Genomic DNA, 16,654 nt, shown 5'->3' with positions numbered 1-16,654 from the left:
AGTAGTACGCTGGGGTAAAGCGAGTGGGAATCTTTAATCAACGCCATGTCTCGTAGTTTAAGGTCAGAAGCCGAATTTTTTCTTCAGCAGGGGTTGCAACTCAGCCAAGCGGGTGCCTATGAAGAGGCAACGATGAGCTTTGAGCGAGCCTCACAGCTTTATCCAAGTTGGCATGAAACTTGGTATTTCAAAGGCATTGCCCTGTACGAATTGCAGCGTTATGCAGAGGCGGCAGCTTGCTTTGAGCAGGCACTTGATTTAAAGCCAAATTATCCAGAAGCTTTAAACACTCATGGTATGGCGCTGTTTAGCCTGGGTAGTTATGAAGCCGCGATCGCCAGCTATGACAAAGCCATTAAGCTCCGCCCCGAGTTTCATCAAGCTTGGTATAACCGGGGCAATGCGCTAGATAAATCAAACTGCCATGAAGCTGCGATCAATAGCTTTGATCAGGCTCTAAAATTGGAACCGGAGTATGCCAGATCTTGGTATAACCGAGCAATTATTCTATACAAACAGGAAAAATATGAGGACTCGATCGCCAGTTACGATAAAGCGATCGAGTTTCGTCCTCACTATTCCAATGCCTGGTATAGTCGTGCCAACATTCTGAATCGGCTCAAGCGTTATCCCGAAGCCTTAGAGAGCTACAATCGCGTGCTGATGATTAAATCAGACTGGTATGCCGCCTACTATAACCATGGCAACGTTCTCCACAAGCTAAAACGGCACGAGGAAGCGGTTATCAGCTATGACAACGCCCTAAAAATCAAGCCCAATTTCTATGAAGCCTGGTATAACCGGGGGAATGCGCTAGATTCGCTAGGACGATACGATGACGCGATCGCCAGCTATCGCCAAGCCTTAGCGCTCAAACCTGATTTGCGAGAGGGCTGGTATAACTGGGGCAGCACCCTTCATAAAGCAGGACGATATGAAGCCGCGATCGCCAGCTATGACAAAGCGATCGTTCTAGATGCCAAGTTTGCCAGAGCGTGGCATAGTCGAGGGGTGGCTTTCCGCAAGTTAGGACTGTATGCCGAAGCCATGATGAGCTATGACAAAGCGGTGCAACACAACCCCAGCTTGTATGAATCTTGGTATGGGCAGGGCATAACCTTAGGGCATTTAGGACGAAATGAAGCCGCTGTTTCTAGCTACGATCGCGCCTTGGAAATCAACCCCTCTTTTTATCCCGCTTGGTACAGTCGTGGGGTTGCTCTCAGCCACATTGGAGATTATCAAGCTGCAATCACTAGCTACGATCGCGCCTTAGAAATTCGCCCTGATTTTCCATCTGCGTTGCGGCGACGCACCTTAGCGCTGGATCCTAACAGTCCTTCTGTGCTTGCGCCTGATTTAGATAGCGATGAGGATTTTAATGAGCCAGTATTCGCGGACAAAATGATTGAAGAATCGGTAGTGTTTTAGACCTGTGGAAATCTAAGGAATTTTCAACTGAGTCACTCCAAACAAATAATCTGGCTCATTATGAAGTTTCGCTGCTCTGGGCAGGTAATTCTTGAGCAGATGCGGGAGAAAGTCGGGAAGGCGTTATCATAGCTTCTGTAGCGGGGATTACCTATGGCAAGACAGCGGTTAATTTTGCTTTTTATTGCGGCGCTGGTGATTGGCGCTCTGGTGGTGATTTGGAAAATTCCCACCCAGTTGGGGTTAGATTTGCGCGGCGGCTCTCAACTGACGATTCAGGTGAAACTCACGGAGCAAGTAAAGGAAATCAAACCAGCCGATCTAGATGCCGTGCGGCGTGTGATTGAAGGACGGGTCAATGGTTTAGGCGTATCTGAACCCTTAGTACTCACTGCCGGAAACAATCAAATCATTGTGCAGCTTCCGGGCGTAAACGATCCGATTCAGGCAGAGCGGGTATTGGGTGGAACTGCCCAACTCGATTTTCGCAAGCAAAAGCCTGGAACGGAAGCACGGCTACAGATTGAGCGGCAGCAGCTACGCGAAAAATCGGCGAAACGGGACGAGTTGAGAAAATCTGCTGATGCGCCCGCAATCGAACAGAATCAGGCAGATTTGAAAGCAATTAATACCGCGATCGCAGAACTGTTTGAAAAAACTGAACTGTCGGGTCAAAATCTCAAGGATGCTTACCCTGGCGCAACCAACTCGCAAAATGTTTGGGATGTGGCACTTCAGTTTGATCAGCGTGGTGGCGAACTGTTTGCCGAACTCACTAAGAGCATTGCTGGAACCGGACGAACCCTCGGCATTTTTCTAGACGGTGCGCCGATTAGCGCCAATTTCGCTTACTCGGTAGATGCCAAGTATGCTCAAACCGGGATTAATGGCGGTTCAGCGGTGATTGAAGGCAACTTCCCCCTAGAAACTGCACGAGATTTAGCCATTCAGCTAAAAGGTGGTGCCTTACCCTTCCCGGTAGAAGTGGTCGAAAATCGCACGGTCGGCGCTACCTTGGGGCGGGACAGCATCCAAAGCAGCATCTATGCAGGGCTAGGCGGTTTATCGTTGGTTCTGATTTTTATGGTGGTTTACTATCGCCTGCCTGGGCTAATCGCCGACACCTCCTTGGTCATTTACACCATTCTGACGTTGGCAGCATTTAACCTGCTAGGCGTGACGCTGACTCTGCCGGGAATTGCTGGCTTTATTCTCAGCATCGGCATGGCGGTCGATGCCAACATCTTGATTTTTGAACGAACCCGTGAGGAACTGAAAGTGGGTAAAACGCTCTACCGCTCAGTTGAGTCTGGGTTTTATCGCGCTTTTTCCAGCATTCTAGACAGCAACGTGACGACATTGATTGCTTGCGGCGCGTTGTTTTGGTTAGGGGCGGGCTTAGTCAAAGGATTTGCCCTAACGCTGGCATTAGGAGTCATGATTAGTATGTTTACCGCCATTACCTGTAGCCGGACTTTAATGCTATACGTGCTTGGGTTTCCTAGCCTGCGTAAGCCTGAATACTTTTGTCCCAATTTGCCAGCCACGACGCGATCGGAGGCACAGCCTAGCTCATGAAACTACAAGTTATTCGTCAACGAAACCTCTGGTGGGCGCTCTCTTCAGCGCTAATTTTGGCAGGATTAGCCGCCATGTTGATCTCCTGGCAGCAATTCGGTGCGCCTCTACGCCCTAGCCTCGATTTTGTTGGAGGGACACGCCTGCAATTTGAACTCGATTGCACAAAACCGGGAGCCTGCGATCAGCCGGTGGATGTGGCGGTTGTCCGGGAAATTTTGGCAACACAAGGACAGGCAAACAGCAGCATTCAGGCAATCACCGATCGCACTGGAAAACCCGTTGGGGTCACCATTCGCACAGCACCTCTCAGCGGCGAAGAACGCACCAAGCTGCAAACTGCTCTCAGCCAAAAAATTGGAGACTTTGATCCCGCTAAAACTCAAATTGATACCGTCGGTCCTGTAGTGGGGCAGCAGTTGTTTACATCAGGCTTACTGGCGCTGCTTGTCTCCTTTGCTGGGATTACGGTTTACATGACTCTGCGATTTCAGTTGGATTATGCCGTTTTTGCGATCGTGGCGCTGTTTCATGATGTCTTAATCACCACGGGTATGTTTTCAATCTTGGGATTAGTAGCGGGCACGGAGGCAGATTCGTTGTTTATTGTGGCACTGCTAACGATTGTGGGGTTCTCTGTCAACGATACCGTGGTCATTTACGATCGCATTCGAGAAACGATTGTTCTAAATCCCGATCGCCACATTAACGATATTGTGGATGCTGCCGTGAACCAAACCTTATCACGCTCCATCAACACAACCCTGACCGTATTGCTCACCCTCTTTTCCATCTTCTTTTTTGGCGGCGAAACCCTCAAAAACTTTGCCCTTGCCCTAATCATCGGCTTCACCATGGGCGCTTACTCTAGTATCTTTATTGCCAGCACCCTATTAGCCCTGTGGCGTGAAAAAACGGGACAAGCGTTCCCATCCAGCCCCAGCCTAGACGTTGCTGCCTCCGATGAAGCATCCTCGTAATCGGCTTGTATATCACTTTTCGTTGCTGTTATGAGTCAGTCAAACGAATCGCTTTCTCCTCCCGCAGAAGCCAATCAAGATCCACTGTTTCTGGCGCAAGTCGATCGCCTGCATCAACTAACCGTCTATGGACGTTGGCTAGTTGCCAGTATTCTATGGATGACAATCGGAACCCTGAGCCTTTGGGGATTGCGCTATCCAATTTCCTTGGCAATGGAAAACTTCACTTGGGCTTCCCTGCGATATGGGCTAGTATTCCACCGCTTACCTGCCTTTGGGCTATTTCTATGCATTGGCATCACCCTAGCCATTTTGGTTTGGCAACTGCGAAATTGTCTGTTTAATCTGCCCAAAGGGGAACGCCTTCGCTTAGAACAACAAGTGCTGCGGATTCGTAAACAGGGCAGCAGTCACCCGTTGTGGAAGTGGGTTTGTTTAAAGGACGATAGGTGAAAGGAAATATGCGATCGCCAGTCTTGCCTGCGGGGTTCAGCGAGTTTGTGGGGATGGAGACTGGTGCGGCAGAACAGCCTTGCCAGTGCCAATTGGCTGCGATCGCTTGTTGGCGTAGGTCTTCACTATCAGGGACAAGTATTGGGGCTATGTAATATTTTTCTCTGCTATACGTCCTAATATAAAGGTCTAAAGCCATACCAGATAAATTCTGGAAATAAGGGGGGCTTAATCGGCAGTCCCCTTATGGTTTTGCTTGGGTCGTTTAGAGGATTGAATCGGGTCTACTTTCTTGACCTCTACTTTTGGCGATCGCAGTAATTCACCCACCAAGTCATCAAAACGTTGAAAATTTTCGCTTGTCTCTAGTCAAAATGGATCAACCATAAAGTCAAAACATTGATAGATTCAGAGGTCTTTACAGCAGCAAAGCCTTAACCGATTAATTGAATGTCAGAGGGAATTTTGAATGCTTGATTTAACAGTTCAAACTTACTAAAACTGTCAAAATCTTTCATTTTTGGTGAGTTAAGTATGTAAATACCTTAAATTAGGTAAGATAATTTGCTCCTTCTCGCTCCACCTCCCCGTAATGCCTACGAGCCTACTTTATATGAGGTCATTGATAAAACTATGAGAATTCTAGTAACAGGTGGTGCGGGTTTTATTGGCTCCCATCTAATTGATCGTTTGATGACAGAGGGGCACGAATTGATCTGTCTAGATAATTTTTACACTGGGCGAAAGCATAATGTACTAAGGTGGGTCGGGCATCCTTACTTCGAGCTAATTCGCCATGATATTACAGAACCCATTCGCTTGGAGGTTGATCAGATCTATCATCTGGCTTGTCCTGCATCGCCCTTACACTATCAGTACAATCCAGTTAAAACGATTAAGACCAATGTGATCGGCACATTAAATATGCTGGGACTGGCAAAGCGGGTCAAAGCGAGGCTCCTATTAGCCTCTACCTCTGAAGTTTATGGCGATCCAGAGGTGCATCCTCAGACAGAAGAGTATTGGGGCAATGTCAATACCATTGGGATTCGGAGTTGCTATGACGAAGGCAAGCGGGTTGCTGAGACGTTGGCGTTTGATTATCATCGCCAGAATGATGTTGAGGTGCGGATCGCCCGAATTTTTAACACCTACGGTCCTCGTATGCTCGAAAACGATGGTCGCGTGGTGAGTAATTTTATAGTGCAGGCATTTAAGGGAACTCCATTAACGGTCTATGGCGCAGGGTCGCAGACTCGTAGCTTTTGTTATGTTTCTGATCTGGTTGATGGTCTAATTCGGTTGATGAATGGTAGTCATACAGGACCGATCAATCTTGGTAATCCTGAGGAATATACCATTCTTGAATTAGCTCAGATGATTCAAAAAAGGGTCAACCCAGACATCGATATTCGATTTGAGCCATTGCCTCAAGATGACCCGCGCCGACGTAAACCTGACATTGCTAAGGCTCAGATATTGCTGAGTTGGCAACCTGCTGTCCCTTTATTTGACGGGCTAAAGTACACCATTGAAGACTTTCGCGCCCGCTTAGGTATCTCTGGCTTTCCGCATCCTGTTGATTATGTCGGTGTCGATTAACGGTGCCGATTTTTTGACCATGGTTGATCTTGCTTAATTTTGTAGCGTCTTTTAGGGAAAGCCTCATGCGTGTATGTGTGATTGGTACGGGATATGTAGGTTTGGTTACGGGAGCTTGTTTGGCTCGTACAGGTCATCGCGTTATTTGTATAGATAACAACGAAGAGAAAGTCAAGCTGATGAAATCTGGGCAGTCCCCTATCTTTGAGCCGGGACTTTCGGAAATTCTACAATCGTGTATTGAGAATAAGACGATTGAGTTTACTACGGATTTGAAGGCAGGGGTAGAGCATGGGCAAGTTTTGTTTATTGCTGTTGGGACTCCGGCGTTACCGAGTGGGGAAAGTGATACTCGTTATGTGGAGGCAGTGGCGCATGGGATTGGGTCCCATTTGAATGGTGAGTACAAAGTAATTGTAAATAAATCTACGGTGCCGATCGGGTCGGGAGACTGGGTGCGAATGCTGGTGCTAGATGGTTCTGCGAAGCGAAAGGCTGAGTCGGAAGCGCCTGTGATGGTGGGTGCAGGTGGGATTGACGTGGTGGCAACTGCGGCTAACTTTGCGAAAGAGCCGGAATTTGATGTGGTTAGCAATCCTGAGTTTCTAAGAGAAGGTTCAGCGGTTTACGATACTTTCAACCCGGATCGAATTGTGCTGGGTAGCAGCAGTTCTAAGGCGATCGCGCTGATGCAGGAACTGTATGCTCCCATTGTGAATCGCCACTTTGCCGCAGATCAAACCTTGCCACCAGTGCCTATCGTGGTGACAGATTTGAGTTCGGCAGAGATGATTAAGTATGCTGCTAATGCTTTCTTAGCAACTAAGATTAGCTTTATTAATGAAGTTGCCAATATTTGCGATCGCGTTGGGGCAGACGTGGTAGAAGTCTCTAAGGGCATAGGCTTAGACTCGCGCATCGGCAACAAGTTTTTGCAGGCAGGAATTGGCTGGGGTGGTTCCTGTTTTCCCAAAGATGTCTCTGCCCTCATCCACACAGCAGATGATTACGGGTATGAAGCGCAACTGATGAAGGCGGCAGTCAGCGTTAACCAGCGTCAGCGTTTAGTAGTAGTAGAAAAGCTTCAACAGGTACTCAAAATCCTTAAGGGTAAGACCGTTGGGCTGCTCGGCTTAACCTTTAAACCAAATACAGATGACCTGCGGGATGCCCCTGCCCTGCACATTATTGAACAGCTTACCCGTTTGGGCACTAAGGTAAAAGCTTACGATCCGATCATCGCCCAGAATGGATTACGAAGTGGATTGTCAGATGTGATTGTGGAAACCGATCCAGAACGATTAGCCGATGGCTGCGATGCGCTTGTATTAGTCACAGACTGGCAAGAATTTCAGACTTTGGACTATGCTCACCTAGCATCTTTAATGCACAGCCCCGTGATCATTGATGGACGAAACTTTCTACACCAGCAAACCTTAGAAACGGCTGGGTTCCGCTATGTGGGGATTGGGCGATAGCGAAAGGCTTGCTTGCTATGGCAATGCTATGTAAGCCATCTCCTCTATTGCGTATAAGTTATACACTAGAGTGCTTTGCGGGCAGTCTCAAGTTTTTTTTAACGAGGGTTGGAATTTGGGATGGGTGATTGGCTACTGGAATTTTCGCCCGTTCAAATGCGGTAATTTTACTGGCAGCCGTGCCAATTTCACTGCCCAAGATAGAAATCTGGGACGCAATGATTGCGCCTGCATGACCCACGCGCCTGCCCTTGGGGGCAGTCTGTCCGGCGACATAAGCGATGACAGGCTTATCGATCGCCTCTGCAATATAGTGGGCTGCTTCTTCTTCACTATCGCCTCCAATCTCACCCACCAACACAATAATATCGGTATGCTCATCCTCATCCATAATTTCCAGCCATTGGGGAAAAGATGATCCCATAATGGCATCGCCCCCAATGCAAACCCCCATAGATTGCCCTAAGCCAGCAAGGGTTAGTTCACGAGCAATTTCGTAGGTCAAAGTGCCGCTGCGGCTAATCAAGCCAACAGAACCCGGTGTATAAAGTTCGGTAGGGTGAATGCCTAATAGCGATTGCCCTGGCACAATTACCCCAGGACTATTGGGACCCACAACCAAGGTTTCGGTCATCTCTGCCTTTCGCAGCAGTCTGACCATATCTAAAGGGGGGATGCCTTCGGTAATCAGAACAATTTGCCGAATACCTGCCGCGATCGATTCTAGGGCTGCGTCCAAAGCTGCATAAGGATGAGTAAAAATGATGGTTGTGTTAATCTCACCTACTGCCGATAGTGCCGTTTCTACCAAGTCAAAAACAGGAATTCCGTGAACGGCTGTCCCCCCATAGCCTGGGCTAACTCCTGCCACAATACAAGTTCCATACGCCTGCATATGGAAGGCATGGATGGTGGCTAAAGGTTCTGAAATGCCCTGAATCAGGACTCTGTTGTGGGGTGTGAAGTTCATAACAATTCGAGTGATAGCGTTGATGCGCGGTGGAAAACAAATCTCAGATGGCAGCTAGCCAATATATCTACCTCCAGAATTGCGGAGGTTTATAGATTTTGCTGCAATGTTGATTACAGTCGAGCAATATTTTTGACAAAAATTTGAGTGAGTGTATGGGCGATCGCGCTGAAGCCCTCGCTGGAATTCTGGTTAACCCAGCTTAGCCACGACCTAATTTGGCTAGTGCCACTGCCTGAGTCACTGCCTCATCCAGATTGTCGAGTAACAAAATTTGATGGGTTGCCAGCGTCGATTGAGCGCGATCGCACTCACTGCCCACCAATCGCACCACCATCGCCGGCGATCGCGTTGCCTGAGAAATCAGTGTGCCGGGTCGAATGCCCTTCAAAGAGCTAGTCTTAGGAATAGGCTGCTTAATTGAAGATGCAATAACTTCCGCAACTTCATCACAAGGAACTAAATTGCTAATCAGATTGATTAAGATCACTTTCACTTGTTTATTTTGGGCAATCTGCTCTAGTCCTTCCTTAAGATAGTTTTTTAGCTGCATAGGTGAAAAATCAGCGCGGGTTTCACTGCCGATATTCAAAAAGCTAATCGGCTTGCCACCCGCTTGATACACTAAATCAGTGGTTGCCATGGTTAACCCAGCGCCATTACACACGATCGCAATTTGCCCATCGGAGTCCATTGGCACAATGGAAATATCAGAAGATTGAGGACTGCTGCCTTCTAGCTTGGTAATCAACGCTTCCAGATGAGGGTGACGTGCCCAAGCATCGTCATTAACACTCACTTTGCCATCTAGTGCCATGACTTCCCCGGTAGTACTTACGCCCAGAGGATTGATTTCAATCAAGTCCAAGTCATTTTGCACAAAAAGCTGATACATCTTTTCCACAACAGAACTGACTGCTTCAATGAGCTTGCCTTCTAATCCCATTTTTAGCGCCAGTCTGCGGGCATAGTAAGCAGAAAATTCTTGTTCGACAATGACATGTTGCATCTGGTCGATCGCCGTCTCTACGTCAATGCCGCCTTTTTGCGACCCCAGCAACACAGGGCGACGCACAGAACGGTTTAGGGTAATGGCAAGATAAAATTCTTGATCTGCGTCATATTTCGCTTCTGCCAACAGCACTTTGGGATATTCTCCCATGATAGATAAGTTGAAAATTGTTTGAGCAGCAGCGATCGCGTCAATCGTATTTTCAACAAACCTCACTCCCCCCACTCGCCCCCGCTCCCCATTGTAAACTTGAGATTTCAGCACCACTGGGTAGGGAATAATCAATCCCTTTAGATCCTTCGGGCGTTCAATCCGCTGAGAAGGCAACACTGGAATGCCCATTGCTCGAAATAATTCTTTTGCTTGATATTCCAGTAGATCCATTCATTTATACCCTTCAACTTCACAATTCTAGGCTGTTCATTGGTGTTCCCTCACTCAGGCATACGTCCAGCAGAATCAGGGTAAACTGCGTACAACTGCGGAAAATTCATTGATAGAATCTGTCTATCCTACGGTAGGAACAACAGAATATCAAACGATAGCTATCTAGCTCTTGTGTAATTCACTGGTGTGATTTGCGAAAATCACCCTCACCTCGAATCTCTTTCCTTTGGGGAAATTTTAAATATTCATCCCTTAGGAAGACCCACTGGGCAGGAAGATTTTCTACTGAATCTCACTCACTTACCTGCGCGATCGCCTCCATAAATCTATTTTCTCCAGTCTCTAGATAAAGAGTTCCTGTCAACTATCCTCTGGATACAGTTCTAATCCTACTCATGCAACTATGATTTGATGATACTTTTGGAAGAATCTGTTTCAGGTTGCCCTTAAAGGCTAACTTTACGCAGTTCATCCCTGAAACTACTCTCCCTCAGCCCTCTAAATTTACTATCGAGTTCGCCGTGCAAGATCCCTGGCTCCGTACTATTCGTCCTTTGGCTGCCTGTGCTTTACAAGGTATTGGCTTTTGGGGTGATGATCTCATTGCCCTTGACTCAATTCGTGGCTATCTCCTCAGAATCAATCCTGCGACCGATGACACCACGATATTAAACACGTTGCAGGTAGAAGATTTTATTGGGGCAGAAGGACTAGCACTTTGGCAAGATACGCTTTGGGTGGCGCGTGACAACAGCGTTTTCTTTTGTAAGATGGGTGCGTTTTCGTTGCAGCATTTTTTCACAGTGCCTTATCCAGTCACAGGGATTGGGGTATGGGAATCGACGATTTATGTTGCTTCACAGAAAGCTGGCTATATCTATATTTTTGAGCAAGCGTCTCGCCGCGAAATTACCCGGTTGCCGCTGCCCGGAGTTGGATCTGCCAATCTAGTGGTGAGAGAAGAAGAACTGTGGATCTGCGATCGCACGGAGCAAACGGTGTATTGCTTGGATCGGGCGACGGGGGAACAGAAATTTTCCGTATTGACTCCGTTTGAATCTCCTACGGGGCTTGCGTTCCATCACCATCCAACCACGGGCAATGAGATTCTGTATGTGTCCTATGCCAAAGACGAGGCATTCATCCGCGACAATCCTAATAATTTGGATAGTTCTTTTGAGGTGGCTTTTCGCGATCGCACCTTTGTTCATCCTTTGCAGTTTCATTACAACCCTAAAACTCACTGTGCCCTGTCCAACGGCTACCTGATTGAAATGTCCTATGCCGAGGAGTTGCAGCCCCTAGAAGAGGTGCATCTAAATCAGGTGGAATGGCGGATTGCCTTGCCTGCGGAAACCGATCGCCAAAAAGTGCGATCGGTGGAACCCCTTGGACGACCCTACACTGAAGAAATTCAGGATGGGCAACGGGTTGCGGTGTTTCAGTTTGAGTCGCTGAAGCCTAACGAGCGCCATCTATTTGGCTGGAAGGCGTTGCTGGAAGTACGGGCAATTAAATATCAGTTCACCTTTGATGATGTGGATCAGGTGCCGGCGCTGTCGCCTGAGTTCAAGGCAATGTATCTAGTGGATGATGATGAACTATCGATGGATACGCCGTTGATTTTGGCAGCCGCACGGGAGGCGATCGGCACTGAAACCAACATCCTGCGGAAGATGCTGAAAATTCGTAATTTTGTCTACGATCGCCTGTCCTACGCCCTGACTCCTCGCATCGATACGCCCGATGTGGTGCTGGCGCGGGGAGTCGGTTCTTGTGGCGAATATGTAGGGCTGTTGCTGGCTCTGGCGCGGCTGAATGGCATTGCTTGCCGCACGGTGGGACGCTACAAGTGTCCGCCTCAGTCAGACTATCGCATGGTGCCCCTAGAACCCGACTATAACCATGTGTGGATTGAGTTTTATATTCCGGGCTATGGCTGGCTGCCGATGGAATCGAACCCCGATGATACGGGCGAGGGCGGTCCCTATCCCACCCGCTTTTTTATGGGCTTACCCTGGTATCACGCCGAAATCGCCAAGGGCATTCCGTTTGAAACCTTTACAGCGGACGGAAAACCTGTGGATACGGTTTCGATCGGAGAACTGGCAATCAACCACGTCCGGTTCACGGTGCTGGACGAGTTGCCGCCGCCAAGTTAGGGCGCGATCGCCGGGTTCTCGGAATGGTTGAAACCCGGTAGGCTGGAAGAGTGCGATTCCCGTAGGGATCGTTTCACGAATCGCCGCGAGAAACTGATTGTATGGAGTTTTAAGGTTATGGATGTAATTCCCGCGATTGACCTGCTGGGGGGGCGCTGTGTGCGGTTGTATCAGGGCGATTATGACCAAGTGCAAACCTATGGTGAAAATCCGGTAGAGGTGGCGCGTCAGTGGCAGGCGGAAGGCGCGACCTATTTGCATGTGGTGGATTTGGATGGGGCGAAGGCGGGTCAGCCAGCGAATTTAACGGCGATTGAGGCGATCGCTCGTGCGGTTGATATTCCGGTTCAAGTGGGCGGTGGTTTGCGCGATCGCGCCAGTGTTGCCAGTCTGCTAAATTTGGGCGTGCAGCGGATTATTTTAGGGACGATCGCCGTCGAGCAGCCGGATCTCGTGACTCAGCTTTGCCAAGAGTTTCCCGACCAAATTGTGGTGGGCATTGACGCGAGGGCGGGCAAGGTGGCAACGCGGGGCTGGATCAAAACCTCGGAAGTGTTAGCGACAGAATTGGCTCAGCGAATGGCGATCGCGGGTGCAGCAGCAATTATTTACACCGATATTTACCGGGATGGCACGATGCAAGGTCCCAATCTGGAGGCGCTGCGGGAATTGGCGGGGGCGATCGAAATTCCGATCATTGCGTCGGGTGGCGTGAGTTCGGTGCGGGATTTGCTCAGCCTGCTGGCATTGGAACCCTTGGGCGTAACCGGTGCGATCGTGGGGAAAGCTCTCTACACTGGCGAAGTTTCCCTCAAAGAAGCAATCCGCGCTGTGGGTCAAGGACGCTGGCAAGACATTCCCCCTGATTTCGGTTCTTCCGCCTTCGCCTAAGATAAAGGGGAGGCAACTGCCATCCAAATTCTGATTTTATTTTTTGAGCGTATAAAGATTGTTAGTTCAAAAATGCAACAATTCCTCAGCCTAAGACGGTCTATTGCCCAAATCAGTGGAACGGCATTGTTTTTGATGGGTGTCATCAGCGCAACACCCGCTTATACCCAAGAAATCACACCGGAAGCAATTGCAGCACGCTATACAGCCGCCACCCAGTCGGGTGATTGGGCTAGCGTCGCTCAGTTAATGCATCCTGAATCCCTCAGCCATTTTCAGAAAATGTTTGCCCCCTTGGTTGCAACTGAACCCCAAAAGGTCGGCACCTTATTTTTTGGGGTTCGCAGTAAGCAAGAGTATGACAAACTATCCAACGTTGAGATATTTGAGCGGTTTATGGGTGCTTTGAGCAAACAGGTTCCCGGAATGGTGACCGCCCTCAACACGTCCGATCTAAAGATTATCGGGCATGTCCGAGAAGAGCCAGATCTTGCCCATATTGTTTACCGAATGAACACGCAGCTTGGAGAGATCAAGATCTCTCAGACCTCTGTTATGACCTTAAAAAAAGAGGGTCAGTCTTGGAGAGCTTTGTTGTCAGGCAACATCGAAGGACTAGCTGCCGCCTTATCCCGCCCTCAATCCCCAGACAAATTACCCCAGCAACCACAAGAGTAATGCGTGTTGCCTGCTCAAAAGAGCTTGCAGAGAAATTGAAGCAAGCTGCTCTGGAAAATTATCTGCCAAGCCGTCAAAGCGTCAGGAATAGGGATGTTAATCCGTTTGTCCGTAGGCTGCGTATATCCATTACAAGCGGAATAATCTGCTGATTATAATTCCAGATCTCAGTCCGCTGATCTTATCCAGAAAATTATCAAATCTATGCCAAATCGTTTTTTCACATCCCGTCGCTTGCTTCGCAACATCTCCCTGATTTCGTTGATTGCGGTGGCATTTGCCTATGGTGCCTCTCGTATGGCGTTTTCCAGCGCTGCCAATGATCGCCCCGTTGCGATCGCGGCAGGAAAAGCACTGGAGCCTGCGATCGATATTTCAGCTTCCACGGTCAAAGGGGATCAGACTGCAATTTTTGCAGGAGGCTGTTTTTGGGGAGTGGAAGCAGTTTTCGAGCATTTAAAAGGGGTTTCTGACGTGGTTTCTGGTTTTTCTGGAGGTGACGCAGCCACCGCGAACTACGACACGGTAAGTTCTGGGCAAACCGGGCACGCCGAGGCAGTGAAAATCACCTATGACCCTACTCAGATTTCCTATGGGCAGCTTCTCAAAGTCTACTTTTTGGTTGCCCATGATCCAACGCAACTGAATCGCCAAGGTCCTGATGCGGGAACTCAGTATCGCTCAGCGATTTTTGTTAACACGGCTGAGCAAAAGCGAGTGGCTCAGGCTTACATCGCTCAGCTTGATCAAAACAAGATTTACCGAACTCCAATTGTGACTCAGTTAGTTCCTGCGGCTAATTTTTATGCGGCTGAAGAGTATCATCAGAACTTTATCGATCGCAATCCCACCTATCCCTATGTCGTGGTGCATGATTTGCCCAAGCTGGAGCATTTGAAACAGCAGTTTCCAGCCCTATATAAATAAGGTGTATGCATAAGGTGCAATCGCGCACATCACCAAATCAGCTAATAGTTTTGACAGCAGGAAAATTTCAGGCAGGCAGAAGCTCGAATCACGCTGTAAAAGAGCGCCCTAAGCCCAGAGCTGCAAGCCTTTTACGGAAAAGAATGGAACTTTTATCACCCGCAATATGCACTTCATCAGCCAGATTGATCGGTAAATCCTCAGGCCATTGCTCCTCAACGATCGCCTTATCTTCATCAAACACCTGATGATTAAAGTCGAGCGTGTCTTGCAGCGGAGCATCTTTATCAAAGTTGCGACAAATTGGCACGAAAACCCGCGTCTTCCGGGCTGACACTGGAGAAGCCGCATTCAGAACGTGCAGTTTGCCGTGAGGAAAGAAAACCGTTAGCTTAGCTGTAAAAGGCACATACAACTCAAACAAGCGTCGCCATAGAAAATCGGGCGGTGCGAGGTGTTTCATCCCATGGGCATAATTGCTAACGCTACTAACATAATCTGCCCGGAAGCCATGTTCAGTTTGCTCAGTCAGGTAATCTGGCACTTCTGGGTTGTCCTGCTCTCCAAAAGACTGGGCATGGATAAAAGCGAAATGGCTGACATCTAAAAAGCCTTCCACCTGACGACCCGCTGCCGCATTCAATTCAACGGAATCGGGCAAGACCTGAAGGTAATCGGGATCATCCCACTCGTTTAGATCAGGAAACCCCACCGATCCGGTATCCATCAATCGAGTCCACACCAAACCATAACGCTCTACTACGGGATAGGTCTTAAGTTTGAGCCGGGATGGGATGGCTGCTTTTGGTTGAGCCGGAATGCAAACGCACTGAGCATTGTGATCATATTGCACCCCGTGATAGGGGCAGACGAGGCGATCGTTTTCGATCCAGCCCAAGCTAAGCGGCGCACCTCGATGCAAACAGAGATCTTGGGCAACGATGATGGAGCCGCTAGAAACCCGATAAATCACCAATCGCTCATCCAGCAATCGCGTGCCATAAGGTTTCTCAGTCGTGATTTCATGGGAGAACGCAACGGGATACCAGAAGGGTGCAAGCGCTTGCCAGTCAGATGGGCTGAAGGTGCAATTGCGCGGTAAATACGCTGCTTGAATCGCCACCATAAACGCTACTCCTGCATATAAACCAGCAAGATAAAGACTACAACGAGACGAGTTTCTATTTTGTGTCATCCTGCACAGATAATGCGACTGAACGAAACGTCTGCCCAAATATCAGCCCAAATATCTGCAACTACAATAATGCTTTGGTTGACCCTTGAATTGAACACATTCAGCTTTTTAAAGCACTATCAAAAGTAGCTGTTTGGGGATGTGGTGAATTGCACTTGAAACACATTGGCAAAGGCGATCGCCACTTGTTTTCTCACTTCAGCAACTTGAATTCCTGGAATAAACTGTGCCATGCTGCCCACGGCTTTATCGGCAATGCCACAGGGGATAATCTGCTCAAACCCGCTTAGGTCAGGGCACACGTTGAGCGCGAACCCGTGCATCGTAATCCAGCAGCTAACTTTGATGCCGATCGCCGCCACTTTGCGATCGCTCACCCAAACCCCCGTCATTCCATCAATTCGCGTTCCTTCTAATCCATATACTGCCAGTACTTGGATCAGCACTTCTTCCAGTTGGCGCAGATACCAATGCAAATCTTTTTGGTAATAGGTCAAATTCACAATGGGGTAGCCCACCAATTGCCCCGGACAGTGATAGGTCACTTCGCCGCCCCGCTCGATTCGCACGAGGTCATAATTGGTTTGGGCGGGATCAAACTTGAGAAAATTTGTGGTGGAACCGTGACCCAAGGTATAAACAGGCGGATGTTCCAGCAAAATCAGCACATCGTCTAAGTCGGGGGAGTGTGAGTTTGCCTTGCGTTCTGCAACCAGCGATCGCTGCAAATCCCAAGCGGTTTGGTATGGCTCAACGCCTAAATTGATGACTCTGCACCGTCTCAATCGATTCTTAACCTAAAGCTATACAGCAGCACAATTCACAGAATTTTGAGTGATTTCAGACAGAAATTTAGCCCCCGATCTCTAACAATCCTCTAAAACGCCCGGAGAATCAAGCGTAATTCTCG

General features: G+C 48.6%; 14 protein-coding genes. 10 read left to right on the top strand and 4 right to left on the bottom strand.

From position 1 onward, the window contains the following. The first annotated feature begins 45 nt into the window (after nt 1-45). The 6 genes from AC1S5B_RS13125 to AC1S5B_RS13100 all read left to right on the top strand — a co-directional run bounded on the left by AC1S5B_RS13125 (nt 46) and on the right by AC1S5B_RS13100 (nt 7,522). Nucleotides 46-1,431, top strand: coding sequence for a tetratricopeptide repeat protein (locus AC1S5B_RS13125; protein WP_482036118.1), 1,386 nt, complete (start codon nt 46-48; stop codon nt 1,429-1,431). A 153-nt stretch (nt 1,432-1,584) separates the two neighbouring features. Then, on the top strand, nt 1,585-3,009 hold the full coding sequence (gene secD, locus AC1S5B_RS13120; protein WP_482036117.1) for a protein translocase subunit SecD: 1,425 nt from the start codon (nt 1,585-1,587) through the stop codon (nt 3,007-3,009). Further along, on the top strand, nt 3,006-3,989 hold the full coding sequence (secF, locus tag AC1S5B_RS13115) for a protein translocase subunit SecF (RefSeq protein ID WP_482036116.1): 984 nt from the start codon (nt 3,006-3,008) through the stop codon (nt 3,987-3,989). Before secD ends, secF begins: the two co-directional genes overlap by 4 nt. A 30-nt stretch (nt 3,990-4,019) precedes the next feature. After that, nucleotides 4,020-4,442: a hypothetical protein gene (locus AC1S5B_RS13110; protein ID WP_482036115.1), complete on the top strand. Its 423-nt coding sequence runs from the start codon at nt 4,020-4,022 to the stop codon at nt 4,440-4,442. 633 nt (nt 4,443-5,075) lie between these two features. Beyond that, a complete protein-coding gene (locus AC1S5B_RS13105; protein WP_482036114.1) occupies nt 5,076-6,044 on the top strand; it encodes a UDP-glucuronic acid decarboxylase family protein in 969 nt (322 codons plus the stop codon). Nucleotides 6,045-6,109: 65 nt separating this feature from the next. After that, nucleotides 6,110-7,522 carry a UDP-glucose dehydrogenase family protein gene (locus tag AC1S5B_RS13100; protein WP_482036113.1) on the top strand — a complete coding sequence of 471 codons (1,413 nt, stop codon included), beginning with the start codon at nt 6,110-6,112 and terminating at the stop codon, nt 7,520-7,522. A gap of 58 nt (nt 7,523-7,580) precedes the next feature. On the opposite strand, the gene AC1S5B_RS13095 is transcribed toward AC1S5B_RS13100, so the two are convergent. After that, nucleotides 7,581-8,492 carry a succinate--CoA ligase subunit alpha gene (locus AC1S5B_RS13095; RefSeq protein ID WP_482036112.1) on the bottom strand — a complete coding sequence of 304 codons (912 nt, stop codon included), beginning with the start codon at nt 8,490-8,492 and terminating at the stop codon, nt 7,581-7,583. A gap of 202 nt (nt 8,493-8,694) precedes the next feature. After that, the gene (locus AC1S5B_RS13090; protein ID WP_482036111.1) at nt 8,695-9,888 is read right to left on the bottom strand and encodes an ATP-grasp domain-containing protein; all 1,194 of its coding nucleotides are present in this window, start codon (nt 9,886-9,888) and stop codon (nt 8,695-8,697) included. Nucleotides 9,889-10,412: 524 nt separating this feature from the next. On the opposite strand from AC1S5B_RS13090, the gene AC1S5B_RS13085 reads away from it, so the two are divergent. From AC1S5B_RS13085 to msrA, 4 genes are all read left to right on the top strand, one after another. Then, the gene (locus AC1S5B_RS13085; protein ID WP_482036110.1) at nt 10,413-12,053 is read left to right on the top strand and encodes a transglutaminase domain-containing protein; all 1,641 of its coding nucleotides are present in this window, start codon (nt 10,413-10,415) and stop codon (nt 12,051-12,053) included. 117 nt (nt 12,054-12,170) lie between these two features. Continuing rightward, on the top strand, nt 12,171-12,944 hold the full coding sequence (hisA, locus tag AC1S5B_RS13080; protein ID WP_482036109.1) for a 1-(5-phosphoribosyl)-5-[(5-phosphoribosylamino)methylideneamino]imidazole-4-carboxamide isomerase: 774 nt from the start codon (nt 12,171-12,173) through the stop codon (nt 12,942-12,944). 72 nt (nt 12,945-13,016) lie between these two features. After that, nucleotides 13,017-13,622: a hypothetical protein gene (locus AC1S5B_RS13075; protein ID WP_482036108.1), complete on the top strand. Its 606-nt coding sequence runs from the start codon at nt 13,017-13,019 to the stop codon at nt 13,620-13,622. Nucleotides 13,623-13,826: 204 nt separating this feature from the next. Further along, entirely contained in the window at nt 13,827-14,549 is a 723-nt protein-coding gene (gene msrA, locus AC1S5B_RS13070; RefSeq protein ID WP_482036107.1) for a peptide-methionine (S)-S-oxide reductase MsrA, read from the top strand. Between the two features lie 88 nt (nt 14,550-14,637). Here msrA and AC1S5B_RS13065 read toward each other — a convergent pair whose 3' ends face one another. Both AC1S5B_RS13065 and lipB read right to left on the bottom strand, forming a co-directional pair. Further along, nucleotides 14,638-15,675, bottom strand: coding sequence for a Rieske 2Fe-2S domain-containing protein (locus AC1S5B_RS13065; protein ID WP_482036106.1), 1,038 nt, complete (start codon nt 15,673-15,675; stop codon nt 14,638-14,640). A 188-nt stretch (nt 15,676-15,863) separates the two neighbouring features. Further along, a complete protein-coding gene (gene lipB / locus AC1S5B_RS13060; RefSeq protein WP_482036105.1) occupies nt 15,864-16,529 on the bottom strand; it encodes a lipoyl(octanoyl) transferase LipB in 666 nt (221 codons plus the stop codon). Between the last annotated feature and the right edge of the window lie 125 nt (nt 16,530-16,654).

This window comes from Leptolyngbya sp. CALU 1928 (assembly GCF_056784215.1).
Note: the sequence above shows the minus strand (reverse complement) of the source record. Positions and strands in the feature narration are given on the sequence as shown.